The following is a 16,861-nucleotide window of genomic DNA, read 5'->3' as shown; positions in this document are numbered from 1 at the left end:
ATCTCAGCGGGGACGGCGTTCAAGTACCCGAAAGACCACGACGCCGACCAGGAGGAGCAGCGTGCCAAAGGCCGAGGTGCGGGGCGCGGCCAGATAGGCACTCGCGACCCCAACGGCGGACGCAGCGACAAACAACGCCGGGAGCAGGGGGTACCCCGGGACCCGGTACGGGCGCGGCATGTCCGGGTATCGCCGCCGGAGCACGAAGACGCTGGCCGCGCCCAACCCAAAGAAGATCCAGTCGGCGAACACGACCCCGCTGAGCAAGTCACCGATGCGTCCCCCGCTCGCAAAGAGGAGCACCAGGCTCCAAGCCCCCAGGAGGGCGATGGCGACGTGTGGGGTGCCGAATCGTGGGTGCACCTGCGCCGCGGCCCGAAACAGTGCCCCGTCGGCTGCCAGCGCGTAGGGTATCCGCGAATTGGCGATGATCGCCACGTTGAGGAACCCGAGGATCGAGAGCATGGCGGAGACGGCGATGAAGGTCGCCCCGAACCCGCCAACCATGCGCTGCATCGCGTCGGCGGCGACCGCCGTCGACGCGGCGAGTCCATCGCGGCCCAGGGTGCGCAGGTAGACGGCGTTCGCCCCCAGGTAGATCGCGACGACGATCGTGATCCCCGCCAGGAGCGCGCGCGGGATGACGCGTTGCGGTTCCTTGATCTCCCCGGCCACCATATTCAGCTGCTGCCACCCACCGATGGTGAACAAGACCGCGACGAAGGCCGTCGCAAACCCGGACAACCGCGAGGCCGGTGGCGGCGGTGCGGTGGGCACACTCCCCGGATCACGGAGCGCCACCCACGCCACGAGGCCCCCGGCGATCAACACCGCGAGGGCCACGATCTTCGCCGCGGTCAGGACGTTGAGCAGCGTGACCCCCGGTCGCAGCCCCACATAGTTCGTGGCGCTGAGCACGAGGATCGTGATGGCCGCCACCCCGAGACGCCCCCCGAGAGGGTCGAGTGACACGAACCGCTCCAGATACCCCGCAAATCCCATCGCCACGGCCGCTATGGCCCCTGACGCGACGAGCAGGACCGTCATCCAGCCATTGAGGAAGGCCGGCAGGCGGCCGAACGCCTCGCGCGTGTAGACATAGGCGCCGCCCGCGTCTGGAAGCATGGCACCCAACTCGGCGTAGGTGAGGGCACCGGCAAAGGCCAGAACGCCGCCCAGCACCCACACCCCAAAGATCCACTGCGCGTTGGGCAACGCCCGGGCCACTTCGGCCGGCGTGAAGAAGATCCCGCTCCCGATGATCCCCCCCACGACCATGAGCGCACCGGTCCCGACACCGATCTCGCGTCGGAGGGTGGTCGCGGGATCACGGCTCGGCGTCATCACCCTAACATGTGGCCCCCGGCGCGCCGGTGGAAGATGCCGGGTCAGACGACCATGAGGTCGTGCTGGATCTCCCCAGGCGTGATCAACAGCTCACGACCGTTGATATAGCCGTTGACCTCAGTGCGCATGCCCAGGTCCCCGGGGAAATAGATCCCCGGCTCAATGGAGAACCCAACGCCATCCTGCAGGGTGCGCACGTCGCGCGATTCCAGGTTGTCGAGGTTGGGGCCTGACCCATGGATGGCTCCGGCGTCGATCGAGTGGCCGGTGCGATGGATGAAATACTCCCCGTATCCACGCGCGACGATCACCGCGCGCGCGGCGTCGTCGGCATCCGCGCCGCGCACCACCTCGCCCCGGCTCACGCGCTCCCGAATGAGGGCAATCGCCGCATCGCGGGCATCGCGGATCGCCGCCCACACAGCGAGCGCCCGATCGGTGGGGGCGCCGAGGACGGCCATCCAGGTCTGGTCCGCATAGATCCCGTCCGGCTCCTTGGCCCACAGGTCAATCAACAGGACGTTGCCACTCGTGATCCGCGCGGGACGCTCGGCCGATGGTTCGTAGTGCGGATCGGCCGCGTGGGCGCCCACGGACACGTTAGGCGGCGCGTAGGTCTCCAGTCCCGCCCGGGCGAAGGCCGCGAGGATCGAGGCTTGCACGTCGTGTTCGTGGATGACCTCACCGCGACGGACGGCCTCCCCTGCGGCCCGGAGGGCAGACTGGCCAATCGCCGCCACATGCACCGCGGCCCGCTGGTGCGCAGCCAACTGGGCGGGCGTCCACACGGCGTAAAAGCGGGAGACCAACTCGCCGGAGGAGACCACCGTGGCCCCGGAGGCCCGGACCATCTCGAGCACACCGGCCGGCACGCGGTCCAGGTACGGTACGGCGTCCCCGCTCGAATACTCCATCGCCACGGTCCGCCCGGCCAGGTGGCGCGCCAGCCACCCCTCGAGGTCGACCCACGCGCTGTAGCGTTCCCGGTCCCAGGCCGTGGGCCAGTCGCGCCACGCACCCTGCTCAATGTTGTGGGTCAGGGCCACGGGGACCCCCACGGCAGGCACCAGGACGAAGATGCGTCGCGAGAGCGGGCCGGGAAGGCCAATCACCTGCTGGGCGATCGGATTCAGGGCGCGAAAATCATACAGCAGCCACCCATCGAGCCCCGCGGCCCGCAGGGCCGCCTGGATCTCCGGGAGGGACGTCGTCGTCAGGATCGGCATCAGGCCATCCGGTTCAGTTGGAGGTTCCCTTCCACTCCATGCGCCACTGGCACGTCCCCTCGCCGCGGGACGCACACCGGACGTGATCCACCGCCCCACCGGCGTTGACGGTGAGGCGCAACAGCTCCTTCAACGACGCCTCGTAGTAAGTGCACCCAATCGACCGGGGGGCCGCATCGGCGGTGACCGACCCCGGGACGTCCAACAGCACGTTCGAACCTACACGTGAAATGCGCCCGTCCAGGTGCCGAGCGGCGAGGCGACGCACCTTGCGCAGGGCGATCGGCCGCGCCACCAGCGACGGCAGGATGAGCATGAGCCGGCGCGAGACCCCGCCCAACGTCCGGTACGATTCCGCCGCCAGCTGTCGCCCCGCGGCGCGAAACACCGCCTCCGCGTCCGGGCGGCGGCCCAGCAGTCGGGCCAACCCGACGGCCTCGTCGAACGACGTCCGCTGCCCTCGCCGCACGGCTTCCGTGAACCGCTTGATCTGGTTGTATACGGTGTCGCTCAGCCCGAGGCGCTTGTTGCGCAGCTCCCCCACCAGTTCCGCCTCGAAGTCCTCGACGGGCGTGTCGACATTTCGCACGGCTTCGAGGAACGAGAGCGGGAGCAGGGCGTCGACCGTGTCTGGCATAAGGATGGGACCGAAGGTAACGGCCCCTCACAGGGGCTTCAAGCAGATTGGCAATCCCGGTCCAACGGGCGAACCTTCCGACATGCAACCTGGCCACCCCACATGACGGAAGCACGGCTCCTGGCCAGCCTGGCGCTCGCGAGCCTCGCGGGGGTTGCCACCTGGCGTCTCAGGCTGCTTTCGATCGTTGGCTCCACGGTCGCCGCGCTCCTTGGTGCCGCCGCGGTGCTCGCCGGGAATCGCTGGGCCGTCCTCTTGCTCGCCTTTTTTGTCCCCGCGATCGCCCTGTCGAGGTGGCGTCGCCAGGCGAAGGTGCGCCTTGCCGGTGGTGTCCTGTCGCCCGACGCGGTGCGCACCGCCGTCCAGGTAGTCGCCAATGGTGGCGTCTTTGCCGCCGCGGCCCTCGCGACCCTGGCGGTCACCTCGGGCTGGCCGGAGATCATCGGCATCGCCGCCCTGACCGCGGCCGCCGCCGACACTTGGGCCACGGAGATCGGGATCGGCAGCGGGGCCACGCCGTGGTCGTGGCGCAGCCGTGGTCCGGTTCCCCCAGGCACCTCGGGGGCGGTCACCTTGCCCGGGACGCTGGCGATGTGCGCGGGTGCCGCGTGGATGGGAACGGTCGCGGCCTGCGCGGGGTTCGACCCTGCAGCAGCCTTCTCCGGTGCCATGGGTGGCGTCGGCGGGGCCTTATGTGACACTCTCCTTGGCGCCACCGTGCAGCATCGCCGATGGTGTCCGCGCTGCGCCAGGCTCACGGAGCGTGTCATGCATGATTGCCACACCCCAACGGTCGGACACAGCGGATGGCGCGTGATGGACAATGACATGGTGAACCTGCTGAGCACCGTCGTCGGCGCGGCCATCGCCGTCCCCCTACACGCGATCATCCAGTGACGCGGTACCTGCTGCTCCTGCCCCTCTGCCTGGCCTGCGACGGCCCGGGGATTGCGGGACCCACCACCGCACGCATCGGGCGCGTGGGGGGGAGCAACACGTCCGCCGCGCTTCTTGGGGCGTGGCGCCGCGCCATCTTCTTCCTCGACGACTTCAACTACAGTCGGTCCAGCGAGACAACCTACCAGTTTGCAGCAGACGGTACGGCGGTGCGCGTGCAGGTGGCGCGCAACCACACCCTCGGCCTCGCCGACATCCTGGTGAGCGCCGGGCGCTGGCGGCTCGAGGGTGCGCGGCTCGTCATCGACTTCGTCTCGCCCTCGCCCTTCCAGGTCGCCCTGGACATGCGGCTCGTCGGCGACCAGCTCGAACTGGGAGGGCAGCTGTTCCTGCGCGTTGAGGAGTGACCCGACGCGACGCTGAGGTCATCGTGGTCGGCGCCGGGCCCGCGGGCTCGGCGATCGCGGCGTTCCTCGCCCGTGCCGGCGCCGACGTCCTCGTGCTGGACCGGGCGATCTTCCCGCGCGACAAGCCGTGCGCCGAATACCTCAGCCCGCAGGCGGCACTGCCGCTGGATGACCTGGGGGTCCTCGACCGTGTGGAGGCGGCGGGGGGAGCGGCACTCACTGGCATGTCGATCACTACCCCGGACGGGACGGAGTTTCGCGGCGACTTTCTTGCCCGACACGGGTTCCGCGGGTTTCGCGACGCCGGGATCGCCCTGCGCCGCACCGTGCTGGACGCGATTCTCCTCGACCATGCCCAGCGGCAAGGGGCCCGGGTGGAACTCGGCGTGAGCGTGCGCGACCTCGTGCGCGCGGGGGACCAGGTGGTGGGCGTTGAGCTGCAGGGCGGCGGTACGCGGCGCGCCCCGCTCGTGATCGGGGCCGATGGGTTACGCAGCATCGTGGCGCGACGCCTGGGCGTGGCCCGCGCGGGACGCTGGCCCCGGCGGTACGCCGTGGTCGCGCACCATCGCCACGTCGCAGGGATGGGGCCCCGGGGGGAAATGTTCGTGACCCCACACGGCTATGTCGGGCTTGCCGATGTCGGCGGTGGGATCACCAACGTGGCGGTGGTGGTGCCCGCGCCGCTGATGCAGGCGGCGGCCGGGAATGCGGGCGCCTTCATGGACACGTGGCTCTCCCGGGTCCCTGGCGTCCAGGCCCGCCTCGCAGGCAGCGAGCGGCTCGGCGCGCCTGTCGTCACCGGCCCGTTCAATCATCGTGTGACGCGCGCGTGGGCCCCTGGTGCAGCGCTCGTCGGTGATGCGGCGGACTTCTACGACCCGTTCACCGGTGAGGGGATCTACGCCGCCCTTCGCGGGGCGCAGCGCCTGCTGCCCTACGCATTTGAAGCATCCCGGGCCAGCTCGGCCGCGCGGCAGGGGCACGCGCTCGCGGCGTGGGAACGGGCGCGACGCGACACCTTCGCCGGCAAGTGGCGGGTCGAACGGCTCATCGGGGCCGCGCTCACCGTGCCGCCGCTCTTCAACCTGCTCGGCCGTCGCCTGAAGGCCCGACGCGACCTCGCCGATCTCCTCGTCGGCGTGGCCGGCGACTTCGTTCCCCCGTCCCGGGTCCTGCGGCCCGCCTTCCTCCTCTCCCTCCTCGCAGGAGCGGGCGCGTCGCCCCTCCGCGGGGAACCCGTTCCGGAGTCCCTTGCATGAGCGCACCCACCGGCTCACCCCCGGGCGTCACCCCCGACACCTTTCGCGCCGTGCTCGGACGGTTCGCCAGCGGGGTTACCGTGGTCACCCTGCAGGATGTCACCGGACGTCCGCACGGGATGACGGTCAGTGCCTTCACCTCCGTCTCCATCGCCCCGCCCCTGGTGCTCGTGTGCATCGATCGCGCGGCGACCATGCTGCCGTTGTTTGCGGCAAGCACGGTGTTCGGCGTGAACCTGCTCGCGTCCGGTCAGGCGGACTTGTCGCGGCGTTTCGCCGACGAGGCGATGGAACTCCGGTTTGATGGCGTCGCCTGGGAACCGGGCCCGCACTCGGCGCCCTGGTTGACCGACGCGCACGCCAACCTCACCTGCCAGGTATCGCAACGCCTGACGGCCGGCGACCATGAGATCCTGGTCGGCCACGTCGTCGCCGCACGCCATGCCGACGCCACGGAGCCGCTGGTGTACCACCGCGGCACCTACGTGCACGTGCGTTGAGCTGGATCGTCCCCCCGCGGCAACAGCGCGCCGAGATCCTGGACGATCCCCGCACGCCGTGGACGCTTCGGGAGCGCTCGCACCGCGATATCGCATGCAGCAACCGCTGGTTGGGCGGCGACCGCGCCCTCGCCGTTGGCATCGACGCGCTGGTTCGCGACGCCACCCAGTCGGTGACTGTCCTCGACCTCGGCGCCGGCCTCGGAGGTGCGGGACACGTCGTACGGCGTGTGGCAACCCGTGCCCGACTCCAGGCCCACTGCATCGGACTCGACGTGCACGAACGCCTCGCCCGCGTCGCCGCCCGACGTGAGGGCATGGCGATCTGCGCGAACGCCCTGGCGCTTCCGCTGCATGACCGCGCGGTGGACGTGACGATCTGTGCCCTCCTGCTCCACCACTTCGACGAGGACGCCGCGCGCCAGCTCCTGCGGGAAGCCGTGCGTGTGTCGCGCATCGGTGTGGTCGTGGCCGACCTGCAACGGACACGGCTCGCCGAGATCGGACTCTGGCTCGCGTCGTTCCCGCTTGGCTTCCACCCAGTGAGCCGCCACGACGGGATGTTGAGCGTGCGGCGCGCGTTTACCGTCCCCGAACTGGCCGCGCTGCTCGACCGTGCAGGCGGCTGCGACGTACATGTAACGAAACGTGCCGGGTTCCGGCTCGTGGGGACCTGCCGCGCACCGCGCGTTCCTTCCGCCTCCCTCCCTGCATAGCTTGCCAGATCTCATGGATGTCGCACCTGTGGCTGTGGCCACCCACCGTCCGCCGTACTCGTTAGGTCCGCTGCCCCAGGGGCGCCGGATGGTGACGCGCGACGTGATGTGGGTCCGCGCCCCGGTCGAGACCATCTTCACCCTCGCGCGCGACGTGGAAGCCTGGCCGGCGCACCTCGCGCACTACCGGTTCGTGCGCATGCGAGAGCGCGCGAGCGACGGCGGTGGGATCGTGGAGATGAGTGCGAACCGTCCCTTCGGCGTGCTCAACTGGCCGACGTGGTGGCTGTCTGAAATGCAGGTCGACGGAATGAGACCCGCGGTCCGATTTCGCCACATCGGCGGGATCACAACGGGGATGGACGTTGAGTGGGCGTTTGCACCGCACGAGGGCGGGACGCAGGTGACGCTCTGGCATGTGTGGGACGGCCCGCGCTGGCCGCTGATCGGTGGTGTCGCGGCGACGTGGGTGATCGGCCCAGTGTTCATCCACGGGATCGCGAGTCGCACGCTCGCCGGTCTCGCCCGCGCGGCCGAAGCCCGATGAAGCGACGCGTGGTCGTGACGGGCATCGGCGCACTGACGCCCATCGGCCTGTCAGTGGAAGGGCTGTGGGAGGGGCTGCACGCCCGCCGGAGCGCGGTGACGGCGGTGACGAGGTTCGATCCGTCGCCGTTTCGGTCGCATCTCGCGGCCGAGGTGCGTGACTTCAGCGTTCTGGACCACCTGGAGCAGAAGCGCGCCCGACGCCTGGACCGATATGGCCAGTTTGCCGTCGTGGCGGCCCGGATGGCCCTGCACGATGCCGCCGTACGCATGGAGAGTGAGGACCGGGATCGCGTCGGGACGATGATGGGCACGGCGTTAGGCGGTGTCGGGTACGCCGAGGAACAGCTCGGGAACTACCTCCGCGGCGGCCTGCGCGCTGTTGACGCCACCCTGGCGCTCGCCGTCTTTGGGGGTGCGGCGAGCTGCAACATTGCCATTGAGCTGGGGGCACACGGCCCCAACTCCACCAACGCGATGTCCTGTGCCTCGGGCAGCATCGCGATTGGGGAGGGATTTCGGCAGGTGCGCGACGGGTATGCCGACCTGATGGTGTGTGGCGGTGCCGAAGCCCCCCTGGCCCCGCTGTGCTTCGGCGCGTTTGCCCTCATTCGCGCCATGTCGACACGCAACGACGACCCCGCGCGCGCCTCACGACCCTTTGACCGGGACCGCGATGGCTTCGTGATGGGCGAAGGGGCGGCGATCCTGGTGCTCGAGGAGCGGGACCGGGCCGTCGCGCGTGGGGCACGCATCTACGCGGAGATCCTCGGCTTTGGCATGACCAACGATGCGCACCACATGACTGCCCCTCGTCCGGATGGGGCGCAGGCGGCCCGCGCCATGCGGCTGGCGCTCGCGGACGGCGGCGTGGCTCCCGACGAGATCGACTACGTGAACGCCCACGGCTCCGCCACGCCGCTGAACGACCCCACCGAGGCGCTGGCCATTCGTCAGGTCTTCGGGGAGCGCACGTCGGCACTTCCGGTCTCCGGCACCAAGGGGTACCACGGCCACGCGTTAGGCGCCTCAGGGGCGTTCGAGGCGGCCGTCTGCGCCCTCGCCCTCGAGCGCGGGTGGGTCCCACCGACCGTCAACCTCGACACGCCCGATGCCGCGTGCGACCTGCAGCACGTCGCGCCCACAGGCCGTGCCCTCGACGCGCAGCGCATCATCTCCAATTCGTTCGGGTTCGGGGGGATCAACGCCGCCCTGGTCATGGGCAAGGGCTAGACGGCCGACGGCACGGACGGCGACCCGCGCGGTTCACCTGGGGCCAAGCTTGCGGGAGGGGCGATCGAGCCCCAGCTTCGGCGCCGCTCCCTTCCCACCGCCCATGCCCAAATCGCTTCGTCCGCTGTTCGCCGAGTTCATCGGCGCCTTCGCCATCGTGTTCATGGGCAGTGCCGCGATCATGATGACCGCGCGCACCAACAGCCAGGCCGCGCTCCTCGCCAACGCGGTGGCCTACGCGCTCACGATTGCCGCGCTCGTGGGAGCCTTCTCTCGTATCTCCGGTCATTTCAACCCGGCGATCACCGTGGCGCACGTAGTCACGCGCCGCACGGCTCCGGTGGACGGCCTCCTCAAGATCGCCGCGCAGCTTATCGGGGCGACGGTGGGCGCGTGGGTGCTCTCGTCGACGTATCCGCCTGATGTGCTGCAGGCGACGCGTATTGGCGGCACCATCCTCGCGTCCGACGTCACGTTCACCCACGGGGTTATCCTCGAGGCGATCACGACCGCGCTCCTCGCCCTGACGGTCTGCGGCGTCACGTCGATCGAGGCGCGTCCTCCCGCCGCAGGGATCATCGTCGGCTTCGTGGTGGGCGCGCTGATCATGGCCATCGGGCCACTGACCGGAGCCTCATTCAATCCCGCGCGTTCCTTTGGACCAGCCTTCATCTCCGGAATCTGGGAGGCCCAGCTGGTCTATTGGATCGGCCCGATTACGGGGGCAGTCGCCGGCACGGTCCTCTGGGATGTCGCACTGAAGGACCGATCATAGCCGTCCAGAAACGGTCGGACCTCTGGACCGACGCATCAAGGGCCCGACGCGTCGTGCTCCCCGGCAACCAAGGAGCCGCGCCCTACGGCCCCGCTTCCAGGTAGTGGTGGCGGTACCGCTCGATGCATTCCACCACGACCTGCATGGCGACGTCGCTTTTTTCCCAGCCGACGATGGTCATGCGCTTCCCCTCGAGATCCTTATAGATCTGGAAGAAGTGCTCGATTTCATTGAGGTAGTGCTGCGGCAGGTCGGCGATGTCGAACCATTCACCGTGCAGCGGATCCGCCGCGGGGACCGCCAGCACCTTGTCGTCGGGTTCACCGCGATCGAGCATTTTGAGCACCCCGATCGGACGCGCCCGGATCTGGCACCCGGTGAAGGTGGGCTCGTCGATACGCACGATGATATCGAGCGGGTCGCCGTCCTCGTGCAAGGTCCGGGGGATGAAGCCGTAGTCGCCCGGATAGTGCACGGCGGAATACAGGACGCGGTCGAGCTTGAACAGACCGGAGTCCTTGTCGAGCTCGTACTTGTTGCGGCTCCCACGCGGGATCTCGATGATCGCGGTCACCTCATCCGGGGGATGGGGGCCGGGGGCCAGGTCACGCCAGGGGTGAATCATCGTCGCCAGGGTCCGGGTCGCCTAACGATAGCGACGCCCCGAGCGGACGCAAGGCGTGTCACGACGCCGACCGCGCCTCCGCCTTCTCGCTCAGCAGCCGTGTGGTGAATCGCTGCCCCTCGGATACGCGCTCCATTTCCACGGCCATCGCGTCGATCGCCTGTTCCATCCGCTCGAGCCGGGCTTCGACCTGCTGCAATCCCACAAAGTCGATTTGCGGGGTCTTGCGCATCTTGAGCACGGTGTTGGCAATGACCGCGGTGATGGCGACGGCGGCGCCGGTTCCAAAGATGATCGAGACCAGCGCGATGACCGCTTCGTATCGGTCCATGGGCAATGGGAGTGTGAGCGGGCCTACGCGTCCGGGACCGACCGGGGTTTCGCCTTCGGTCCTCCCCGCAGTCTAAACGACGGATCCCCCACGCGTCACGCTCGGCCCCCAACCGAACGTGCCACGCAGGGGATCGTCCCCAACCCACCACCGCCCCTATTGGAACTCGAACAACCCCTCCAGCCGCGTCGCGGCCAGCAAGGAACGCACCGGTCCCTGCGTCCGCATCAGGATGGTCTGCAGCCCGCGCTCGCGGGCGCGCTTCTGTACGACGACGAGCGTGCCCAGTCCACTTGCGTCCACGTCGGCCGTCTCGCCCATCTCGATGCGGAGCACGGTCTCGCCAGACCCCACCGCCCGCTCGAGGCCGTCCATCGCCGCTGACCGAAAGTCGACCCGCGTCTCGGCGACGAGACGCGCAGGTGCTTCCACGAGTGCGAGTTCCGCTATTGCTCCCATGACGAGACGTTCTCCGTGGGTCGAGTACACCAGAACGCAGTGGCGAATGCCGTGCCAGTGGGGTGCCGCATGCGCTAACACCATGTCCGGCAACAGGTTGCATGGCGCACCGAGCTCGGGAGTGTTGGACGGAGCGCCGCGAAGTGCCTGACTCATCCGCAACGTGCGACCGGTGTCGGGACGGATTGCCGTGGCGCGCCCGCATGGACAGGTTCGGGAAGGTGATACCCATCCCCGTTTTTCGACGACATGTCTGACATCGACGTCCTGCTTCAGGAGCATCGCCGCTTTCCCCCGCCCGCGGATTTCGCAACGCGCGCCCACATCCGGACCCCGGAGGCACACGAGGCCGCCGCGGCCGACCCCGAGGCCTGGTGGGCGGAACAAGCCGCATCATTGGAGTGGTTCACCCCGTGGACCCGCGTGCTGGACTGGCAGCCGCCGCGGGCGCGCTGGTTCACGGGAGGGACGCTGAATGTCGCGACCAACTGCCTCGACCGTCACGTGGCCACCGCACGGCGCAACAAGGCTGCCATTGTCTTCGAGGGCGAACCAGGGGACCGACGCACGCTGACCTACTGGGAGCTGTTCGTCGAGGTCAAGAAGTTCGCCAATGTCCTCAAGTCGTTAGGCGTGCGGCGCGGCGACCGCGTCGGAATCTACCTCCCGTTGATCCCCGAGGCCGCCATTGCCATGCTGGCATGCGCCCGCATCGGCGCCATCCACTCCGTCGTGTTTGGGGGCTTTTCGCCGGAGTCGCTGCGCGACCGGATGAACGACGCCGCCGCCCGGGTCGTCATCACGGCGGACGGCGGGTACCGGCGGGGCCAGGTCGTGCCCCTCAAGCGCAACACCGACCGGGCCCTGGAAGGCTGTCCCTCGGTGGAGCATGTGGTGGTGGTGCAGCGACGGCCCGGGGGATTGGGCGACGAGTCCTTCGCCGACATGCGCGAGGGCCGCGATCACTGGTGGCACCGCCTCATGGCCCACGCGAGCGCCGAGTGCCCGGCAGAACCGATGGAGGCCGAGGACGTCCTCTTCATCCTCTACACATCCGGAACAACAGGCAAACCCAAGGGGATCGTGCATACCACGGGCGGCTACCTCACCGCGGTCGCCGCTACCACCCGGACCGTCTTTGACCTGCGCGACGAGGATGTGTTTTGGTGCACGGCCGACGTCGGCTGGATCACCGGGCACTCCTACCTCGTGTACGGCCCCCTCGCCAACGGGGCCACCTGTGTGATGTATGAAGGCGCGCCGGATTGGCCGGAGAAAGACCGCTTCTGGGAGATGTGCGCCCGCCACGGCGTCACGATCTTCTACACCGCACCGACCGCGATCCGGGCCTTCATGAAGTGGGGCGACGAATGGCCCGCTCGACACGACCTGTCCCGCCTCCGGCTCCTCGGCAGTGTCGGCGAGCCGATCAATCCCGAAGCGTGGATGTGGTACCAACAGCACATCGGGGGCAACCGTTGCCCGATCGTGGACACCTGGTGGCAGACCGAAACAGGCGCCATCGCGATCTCCCCGCTCCCAGGTCTCACCACCACCAAGCCGGGTTCGGCGACCACGGCGTTACCTGGCTTCAGGGCCGAGTTATTGGACGCCGAGGCGAGGGTAATCCCCACGGGGGGCGGCCTGCTGGCCCTCACGCACCCGTGGCCCTCGATGCTTCGCACCATTTGGGGCGATGACCAGCGGTACGTGGACACCTACTTCTCCAAGTGGCCCGGGCGGCCGGACCTGTATTTTGCCGGCGACGGCGCCAAGCGCGACGAGGACGGCTACTTCTGGATCCTTGGCCGGGTCGATGACGTGTTGAATGTCGCCGGCCATCGCATCGGGACCATGGAAGTGGAGAGCGCCCTGGTCGAGCATCCGGCGGTGGCCGAAGCGGCAGTGGTCGGGAAGGCGCACGAGCTGAAGGGTCAGGCCCTGGCTGCCTTTGTCACGCTCCGCACCGGCTTCCACAGCTCGTCGGAATTGCGGGACGAACTGAAGGCGTTCGTGGCGGACAAGATCGGCGCGATTGCGCGCCCGGACGACATCCTCTTTTCGGCGGACCTGCCCAAGACCCGTTCCGGAAAGATCATGCGCCGACTGCTGCGTGACATCGCTGAAGGACGTGCCCTGGGTGACACCACCACCCTCGCCGACCCCGGTGTGGTCGCGAACCTAAAGGAGCAATACGAGGGGCAGGAGTGAACTGATCCGCTGTACGCGGGCGTTGCGCGCGTTCGCCGAGGCTACTCGCCCCGGCGAACGCGCAGCGTGAGGTCTTCCGGGTCCGCCGGCAGGTCGTCGGAAAACGTCTCGCGTCCTGCCGGTGGACGCGGGCGGATCACGCGTTGGGGAACCAATTCCTCACCCAACTCCACCAGCACCCGCGTGGCGACGACGCTCGCCAAGGGCTCGGGCACGCCGAGGACGCGCACATAGGTGTCGATGGCGCGATCAAACGCCATGTCTTCGGCGAGGGTGTCGATGAACATCAGCGCGTTTCGCACATGCGCCTCGACCAACGCCTCTTCGGCACGGGCTTGGGCGAGGCGCATCCGACGCTCCGCCCCTTCATCCAGCCCGCGGGGGAAGAGCGACTCGGGAAAGACCTTGCGCCAGAAGGAAGCCATGCGTCGCTGCCTTACGGCGTGCCCTTCTTCTCCGGGACGACGTTGACCGACGGGCGTTGCGCCGTGTCACCCTGTGAGGGGAGGGCCTGCGGCCCGGCCTCGGCCAAGGCCGTGTCGACATAGGCCTTGAACTTGTCAAACGAGATGCTGCCGGGCACCCGGCGATTCCCGATAATGAACGTGGGGGTCTGCCCCGCCCCGCGCTTCACCGCTTCCTGCTCGTGGGCCTTGATGTTCAGGTTGTACTTCTGCGCGTCGAAGCAGGACTCCCACTTGCCGACATCGAGCCCCACCTGCTGCGCGAACTCCTTGAACTTCCCGCCGGGGCGCCGAGTGGCAAAGCCGCTCCACTGGTCCTGCATCTGGAAGAGGATGTCGTGGTATTCCCAGAACTTCCCCTGCTCATTCGCGCAGGCCGCCGCGTTGGACGCCGGCCACGTGTTGGGGTGCATCGGGAGCGGAAAGTCCATGAACGTGTAGCTGACCTGCCCTGTCTCGACGAGGCGCGCGCGCACGTCGGGCTCGGTGAGCGTGAAGAACTGGGCACACGCGGGGCACTCGAAGTCCGCGAACTCGATCACCTTCACCGGGGCGTCGGGACTGCCCATCGTATATCCGGCGGCGGTGGGCAAGGGAGTCCCGGGGTCGATCGTCACCGCCTCTTGCCCGGTCGGCTTGTTCATCTGGTAGACGATGAACACCGCGAACGCCGCCGCGATCAGTCCGAGCACGGTGAACATTCCCTTCTGGTTGCGGGCGGGCGCCTTGGCCCGCCTCTGGCTTCCGGAAGATTGCCCCTGATTCTGCTTTGCCATGGGTCGTGTTGGGGGGTGGTGAACCGCGTGAAGCGGACCAGCAAGTAAAGGACGCGGCGGCGGGGAGGCAACCGCGCCCCTCCCCTTTCGGGCCGACCCGTTACCGGCTTACCCTCAACGCCTCAGCTTCCGCCCATCTGACCGCGCTTCCCCCCGACGCCGACCTCTTCAGCATTCCCCTGGCCACAGGGGCGCACCTGCACGTCGAACGGTACGGATACGGGGACGAGCCCGTCGTCCTGCTGCACGGCTTCGGGACGGCCAGTTTTCTGTGGCGCCACGTGGGCCCCCTTCTGGCGGTCCACGGCCTTCGCGTCTTTTCGATCGACCTGCTCGGGTATGGCGAGTCGGATCGACCGTACGAGGCGGATTTCGGGATCGATGCGCAATCCGGATATCTCGACGCCGCCCTCACCGCGCTCGAGTTGCGCCGCGCGACGATCGTCGGGCTTGACCTTGGGGCGGTCGTGGCGCTGCGCCTCGCCGTAGACCGTCCCGAACGGGTCTGGCGGCTGGTGATGGTCGGGGCGCCAGCCCTCAACGACATTGCCGGGAACGAAATCCGCGAACTGCAGCGGGACACGGCACGCCACGCCTTTCGGCTGACCCAGGGGCTCTTCGGATCTCTCGCCCTGCTTCAGCCGTTCCTGCGCGAGAGCGTGGAATCCCCCGATGCGATGCCGTGGCAACTGATTGGCCGATACACCGTCCCATTCCTCGGGCGGGAAGGCACCAATCACCTGCTGGCCCTGGCCGGTTCCCTGCGGGAGGAGGACGTGGCCGACATTGACCTTTCGCGGGTGCGCCAGCGCACACTCGTCACGAGGGGCACTCGGGATCGCTGGTGCACCCGGCAGGTGGCGGAAGCGTACGCCGGCGCCATCCCGAAGGGACACTACCAGGCCATCGACGCCGTCGGGCACCTTGTCCCGGAGGAGGACCCCACGACCCTGGCTCAACTGATTCTGGCCTTTGTGCGTACCCCAGACGAGGCGGAAACACGCTGAGCGTGGTCGCGGACAGAGACGTTTCGTCCCATGATCTGCACGTGGTACTCGTGAGGCTTGGGGTCCCCCTCATTCCCGATTACTTTTCGGGCGGCCCTCCCACTCCCTACCCTGCCTACATGGCGAAAAAACCAGTTCGGCGACCGACGCAGGCTCCGTCTTCGGGCCCAACCCCGTTTGATCAAGCTCGCGATGAGTTGTTCCAGCACATCATGACGTGCGGCGTCATTGGCGCTGACCCAGCGCACCAGGGCGAGTGGTTCGACGACACGATGAAATACCTGTCGGACCGCTACCACGAGCTCTCGCCGACCGACCTCAAGCAGCTTCGGGTTCTTGGCGACCGGTTCGTACAGCCTCCCAAGTCGCGCCAGGTCGATGAAGCGGTGACCGCCGCCTGAGGTGATCCGGCCCCCTCCTTGAGGGGGCCGCTCGTTTGTCAGCGCCGGCTGGGACGGGTGCGTCGCGCGACGACGCCAACTCGAACGCCACCCCCGACCACCACTTCGGTCGACCACCGCACCGGCCCCCTTCGGCGTCCCTCGACGCCGAGGCCCACCATCAGGCGCGGTTGCCACTCGCGACCGTCGTGCATCGCGCTGACCCCACCAACGGCGTGGACCGCCCGCAGTGACTCGGCGAACGGGTCAATGACGAATCGTGCGACCGCGTCAACCCGTCCCCCGAGGCGAACGCCGTCGTCCCACCACGTTCCACCGGCGGCTGCCGTGAGTTCGGTGCGGAGGTACGTGCCCGACGGAAGGCTCACCCCAACGCCCGCCTGCAGGGCCCCATGCGTCGCCGCCACGGCATCCACGCGAGCCAGCAGGCGCCATGGGCGCTGGGCCCGTGGCGCCTGTGCCTGCAGGACCGGTGCCACCAGGCAGGCGAGCACGACCCCTCGCGCGAGGGCGCTGGTCATGTCCGCGCGCGTTCGCGCCACAGGAGCAACGTGTAGTCCACCACGGCGATGACGGCGAGCACGGCGATGAGGGGAATCAGCACGGGGACCAACGCGGGCCGGACCAGTACCGCGACGAGCACCACGAGTTGCAGCGCCGTCACCAGCTTGCCGGCCAGGCGCGCGCGAAAGGTGATCGGGCGAAGCCACGACACGTTGCGCGCAACGACGAACCCGATCGCCGTCATGAGGTCACGGAAGATGAGGACCAGGTACTGGGCACCGGTCAGCTGCCGCTCCGCGAGGTACACACAGACCGCGGCGAACACAAAGATGCGGTCGGTGATCGGGTCCAGCAGCGCCCCCCACCGTGTCATGCGTTTCGACCGGCGAGCGAGGAACCCGTCCAACCAATCGGTGAGGGCAGCCACGAGGATCACGGCCACCCGAAAAGACGGGTCCGCGCGCGCCACGAACGCTGCCGCCAAGACGAGGCGAGACAACGAGAGCAGGTTGGGTACGGACGTCCACACCGAGTCGG

Annotated in this window: 21 protein-coding genes; 11 read left to right on the top strand and 10 right to left on the bottom strand. The window is 68.5% G+C overall.

The window, feature by feature from the left end:
• Positions 1-3 precede the first annotated feature (3 nt).
• From IPK85_13145 to IPK85_13135, 3 genes are read right to left on the bottom strand one after another with little or no spacing between them, the layout of a single operon-like run.
• Positions 4-1,344, bottom strand: coding sequence for an amino acid permease (locus tag IPK85_13145; GenBank protein MBK8248334.1), 1,341 nt, complete (start codon positions 1,342-1,344; stop codon positions 4-6).
• A 44-nt stretch (positions 1,345-1,388) separates the two neighbouring features.
• Positions 1,389-2,573 carry an aminopeptidase P family protein gene (locus IPK85_13140; GenBank protein MBK8248333.1) on the bottom strand — a complete coding sequence of 395 codons (1,185 nt, stop codon included), beginning with the start codon at positions 2,571-2,573 and terminating at the stop codon, positions 1,389-1,391.
• Between the two features lie 13 nt (positions 2,574-2,586).
• The gene (locus IPK85_13135; protein MBK8248332.1) at positions 2,587-3,210 is read right to left on the bottom strand and encodes a hypothetical protein; all 624 of its coding nucleotides are present in this window, start codon (positions 3,208-3,210) and stop codon (positions 2,587-2,589) included.
• A 102-nt stretch (positions 3,211-3,312) separates the two neighbouring features.
• Between IPK85_13135 and IPK85_13130 the strand changes: the two genes are divergently transcribed.
• From IPK85_13130 to IPK85_13095, 8 genes are all read left to right on the top strand, one after another.
• The gene (locus IPK85_13130; GenBank protein MBK8248331.1) at positions 3,313-4,107 is read left to right on the top strand and encodes a DUF92 domain-containing protein; all 795 of its coding nucleotides are present in this window, start codon (positions 3,313-3,315) and stop codon (positions 4,105-4,107) included.
• Positions 4,104-4,514 (top strand): hypothetical protein, encoded by a 411-nt coding sequence (locus IPK85_13125; GenBank protein MBK8248330.1) that lies wholly within the window; start codon positions 4,104-4,106, stop codon positions 4,512-4,514. The genes IPK85_13130 and IPK85_13125 overlap by 4 nt, the downstream gene beginning before the upstream one ends.
• The gene (locus IPK85_13120; GenBank protein ID MBK8248329.1) at positions 4,511-5,776 is read left to right on the top strand and encodes an NAD(P)/FAD-dependent oxidoreductase; all 1,266 of its coding nucleotides are present in this window, start codon (positions 4,511-4,513) and stop codon (positions 5,774-5,776) included. The genes IPK85_13125 and IPK85_13120 overlap by 4 nt, the downstream gene beginning before the upstream one ends.
• A complete protein-coding gene (locus IPK85_13115) occupies positions 5,773-6,276 on the top strand; it encodes a flavin reductase family protein (protein ID MBK8248328.1) in 504 nt (167 codons plus the stop codon). The genes IPK85_13120 and IPK85_13115 overlap by 4 nt, the downstream gene beginning before the upstream one ends.
• The gene (locus IPK85_13110; GenBank protein ID MBK8248327.1) at positions 6,273-6,992 is read left to right on the top strand and encodes a methyltransferase domain-containing protein; all 720 of its coding nucleotides are present in this window, start codon (positions 6,273-6,275) and stop codon (positions 6,990-6,992) included. The genes IPK85_13115 and IPK85_13110 overlap by 4 nt, the downstream gene beginning before the upstream one ends.
• A 34-nt stretch (positions 6,993-7,026) precedes the next feature.
• Positions 7,027-7,539, top strand: a complete 513-nt coding sequence (locus IPK85_13105; protein ID MBK8248326.1) for an SRPBCC family protein — start codon at positions 7,027-7,029, stop codon at positions 7,537-7,539.
• Positions 7,536-8,771, top strand: a complete 1,236-nt coding sequence (fabF, locus tag IPK85_13100) for a beta-ketoacyl-ACP synthase II (protein MBK8248325.1) — start codon at positions 7,536-7,538, stop codon at positions 8,769-8,771. Before IPK85_13105 ends, fabF begins: the two co-directional genes overlap by 4 nt.
• A gap of 103 nt (positions 8,772-8,874) precedes the next feature.
• Positions 8,875-9,546 (top strand): aquaporin, encoded by a 672-nt coding sequence (locus IPK85_13095; GenBank protein MBK8248324.1) that lies wholly within the window; start codon positions 8,875-8,877, stop codon positions 9,544-9,546.
• An 82-nt stretch (positions 9,547-9,628) separates the two neighbouring features.
• On the opposite strand, the gene IPK85_13090 is transcribed toward IPK85_13095, so the two are convergent.
• The 3 genes from IPK85_13090 to IPK85_13080 form a co-directional block, all read right to left on the bottom strand.
• Entirely contained in the window at positions 9,629-10,171 is a 543-nt protein-coding gene (locus IPK85_13090) for an inorganic diphosphatase (GenBank protein MBK8248323.1), read from the bottom strand.
• Between the two features lie 58 nt (positions 10,172-10,229).
• On the bottom strand, positions 10,230-10,502 hold the full coding sequence (locus IPK85_13085) for a hypothetical protein (protein MBK8248322.1): 273 nt from the start codon (positions 10,500-10,502) through the stop codon (positions 10,230-10,232).
• 156 nt (positions 10,503-10,658) lie between these two features.
• The gene (locus IPK85_13080; GenBank protein MBK8248321.1) at positions 10,659-10,991 is read right to left on the bottom strand and encodes an STAS domain-containing protein; all 333 of its coding nucleotides are present in this window, start codon (positions 10,989-10,991) and stop codon (positions 10,659-10,661) included.
• A 219-nt stretch (positions 10,992-11,210) separates the two neighbouring features.
• Between IPK85_13080 and acs the strand changes: the two genes are divergently transcribed.
• Positions 11,211-13,172 carry an acetate--CoA ligase gene (acs, locus tag IPK85_13075; protein ID MBK8248320.1) on the top strand — a complete coding sequence of 654 codons (1,962 nt, stop codon included), beginning with the start codon at positions 11,211-11,213 and terminating at the stop codon, positions 13,170-13,172.
• A gap of 41 nt (positions 13,173-13,213) precedes the next feature.
• On the opposite strand, the gene IPK85_13070 is transcribed toward acs, so the two are convergent.
• Both IPK85_13070 and IPK85_13065 read right to left on the bottom strand, forming a co-directional pair.
• The gene (locus tag IPK85_13070; GenBank protein ID MBK8248319.1) at positions 13,214-13,597 is read right to left on the bottom strand and encodes a hypothetical protein; all 384 of its coding nucleotides are present in this window, start codon (positions 13,595-13,597) and stop codon (positions 13,214-13,216) included.
• 11 nt (positions 13,598-13,608) lie between these two features.
• Positions 13,609-14,412, bottom strand: a complete 804-nt coding sequence (locus tag IPK85_13065; protein ID MBK8248318.1) for a DsbA family protein — start codon at positions 14,410-14,412, stop codon at positions 13,609-13,611.
• Here IPK85_13065 and IPK85_13060 point away from each other — a divergent pair.
• Positions 14,406-15,419 carry an alpha/beta hydrolase gene (locus IPK85_13060; GenBank protein MBK8248317.1) on the top strand — a complete coding sequence of 338 codons (1,014 nt, stop codon included), beginning with the start codon at positions 14,406-14,408 and terminating at the stop codon, positions 15,417-15,419. The genes IPK85_13065 and IPK85_13060 overlap by 7 nt on opposite strands.
• Positions 15,420-15,538: 119 nt before the next feature.
• A complete protein-coding gene (locus tag IPK85_13055; protein ID MBK8248316.1) occupies positions 15,539-15,820 on the top strand; it encodes a hypothetical protein in 282 nt (93 codons plus the stop codon).
• 38 nt (positions 15,821-15,858) lie between these two features.
• Here IPK85_13055 and IPK85_13050 read toward each other — a convergent pair whose 3' ends face one another.
• Together IPK85_13050 and IPK85_13045 are read right to left on the bottom strand one after the other, a co-directional pair.
• Positions 15,859-16,341 carry a hypothetical protein gene (locus tag IPK85_13050; GenBank protein MBK8248315.1) on the bottom strand — a complete coding sequence of 161 codons (483 nt, stop codon included), beginning with the start codon at positions 16,339-16,341 and terminating at the stop codon, positions 15,859-15,861.
• Positions 16,338-16,832: a CDP-alcohol phosphatidyltransferase family protein gene (locus IPK85_13045; protein MBK8248314.1), complete on the bottom strand. Its 495-nt coding sequence runs from the start codon at positions 16,830-16,832 to the stop codon at positions 16,338-16,340. Before IPK85_13045 ends, IPK85_13050 begins: the two co-directional genes overlap by 4 nt.
• Positions 16,833-16,861 lie beyond the last annotated feature (29 nt).

The sequence above is a fragment of the Gemmatimonadota bacterium genome (genome assembly GCA_016712265.1).
GTDB lineage: Bacteria > Gemmatimonadota > Gemmatimonadetes > Gemmatimonadales > Gemmatimonadaceae > RBC101.
Note: the sequence above shows the minus strand (reverse complement) of the source record. Positions and strands in the feature narration are given on the sequence as shown.

What these genes read in the sequence shown, in the direction of transcription:
- IPK85_13145 (MBK8248334.1), bottom strand. Translation starts at nt 1,344, where the DNA reads ATGACGCCGAGCCGTGATCCCGCGACCACCCTCCGACGCGAGATCGGT.
- IPK85_13140 (MBK8248333.1), bottom strand. Translation starts at nt 2,573, where the DNA reads ATGCCGATCCTGACGACGACGTCCCTCCCGGAGATCCAGGCGGCCCTG.
- IPK85_13135 (MBK8248332.1), bottom strand. Translation starts at nt 3,210, where the DNA reads ATGCCAGACACGGTCGACGCCCTGCTCCCGCTCTCGTTCCTCGAAGCC.
- IPK85_13130 (MBK8248331.1), top strand. Translation starts at nt 3,313, where the DNA reads ATGACGGAAGCACGGCTCCTGGCCAGCCTGGCGCTCGCGAGCCTCGCG.
- IPK85_13115 (MBK8248328.1), top strand. Translation starts at nt 5,773, where the DNA reads ATGAGCGCACCCACCGGCTCACCCCCGGGCGTCACCCCCGACACCTTT.
- fabF (MBK8248325.1), top strand. Translation starts at nt 7,536, where the DNA reads ATGAAGCGACGCGTGGTCGTGACGGGCATCGGCGCACTGACGCCCATC.
- IPK85_13095 (MBK8248324.1), top strand. Translation starts at nt 8,875, where the DNA reads ATGCCCAAATCGCTTCGTCCGCTGTTCGCCGAGTTCATCGGCGCCTTC.
- IPK85_13090 (MBK8248323.1), bottom strand. Translation starts at nt 10,171, where the DNA reads ATGATTCACCCCTGGCGTGACCTGGCCCCCGGCCCCCATCCCCCGGAT.
- IPK85_13085 (MBK8248322.1), bottom strand. Translation starts at nt 10,502, where the DNA reads ATGGACCGATACGAAGCGGTCATCGCGCTGGTCTCGATCATCTTTGGA.
- acs (MBK8248320.1), top strand. Translation starts at nt 11,211, where the DNA reads ATGTCTGACATCGACGTCCTGCTTCAGGAGCATCGCCGCTTTCCCCCG.
- IPK85_13070 (MBK8248319.1), bottom strand. Translation starts at nt 13,597, where the DNA reads ATGGCTTCCTTCTGGCGCAAGGTCTTTCCCGAGTCGCTCTTCCCCCGC.
- IPK85_13065 (MBK8248318.1), bottom strand. Translation starts at nt 14,412, where the DNA reads ATGGCAAAGCAGAATCAGGGGCAATCTTCCGGAAGCCAGAGGCGGGCC.
- IPK85_13055 (MBK8248316.1), top strand. Translation starts at nt 15,539, where the DNA reads ATGGCGAAAAAACCAGTTCGGCGACCGACGCAGGCTCCGTCTTCGGGC.
- IPK85_13050 (MBK8248315.1), bottom strand. Translation starts at nt 16,341, where the DNA reads ATGACCAGCGCCCTCGCGCGAGGGGTCGTGCTCGCCTGCCTGGTGGCA.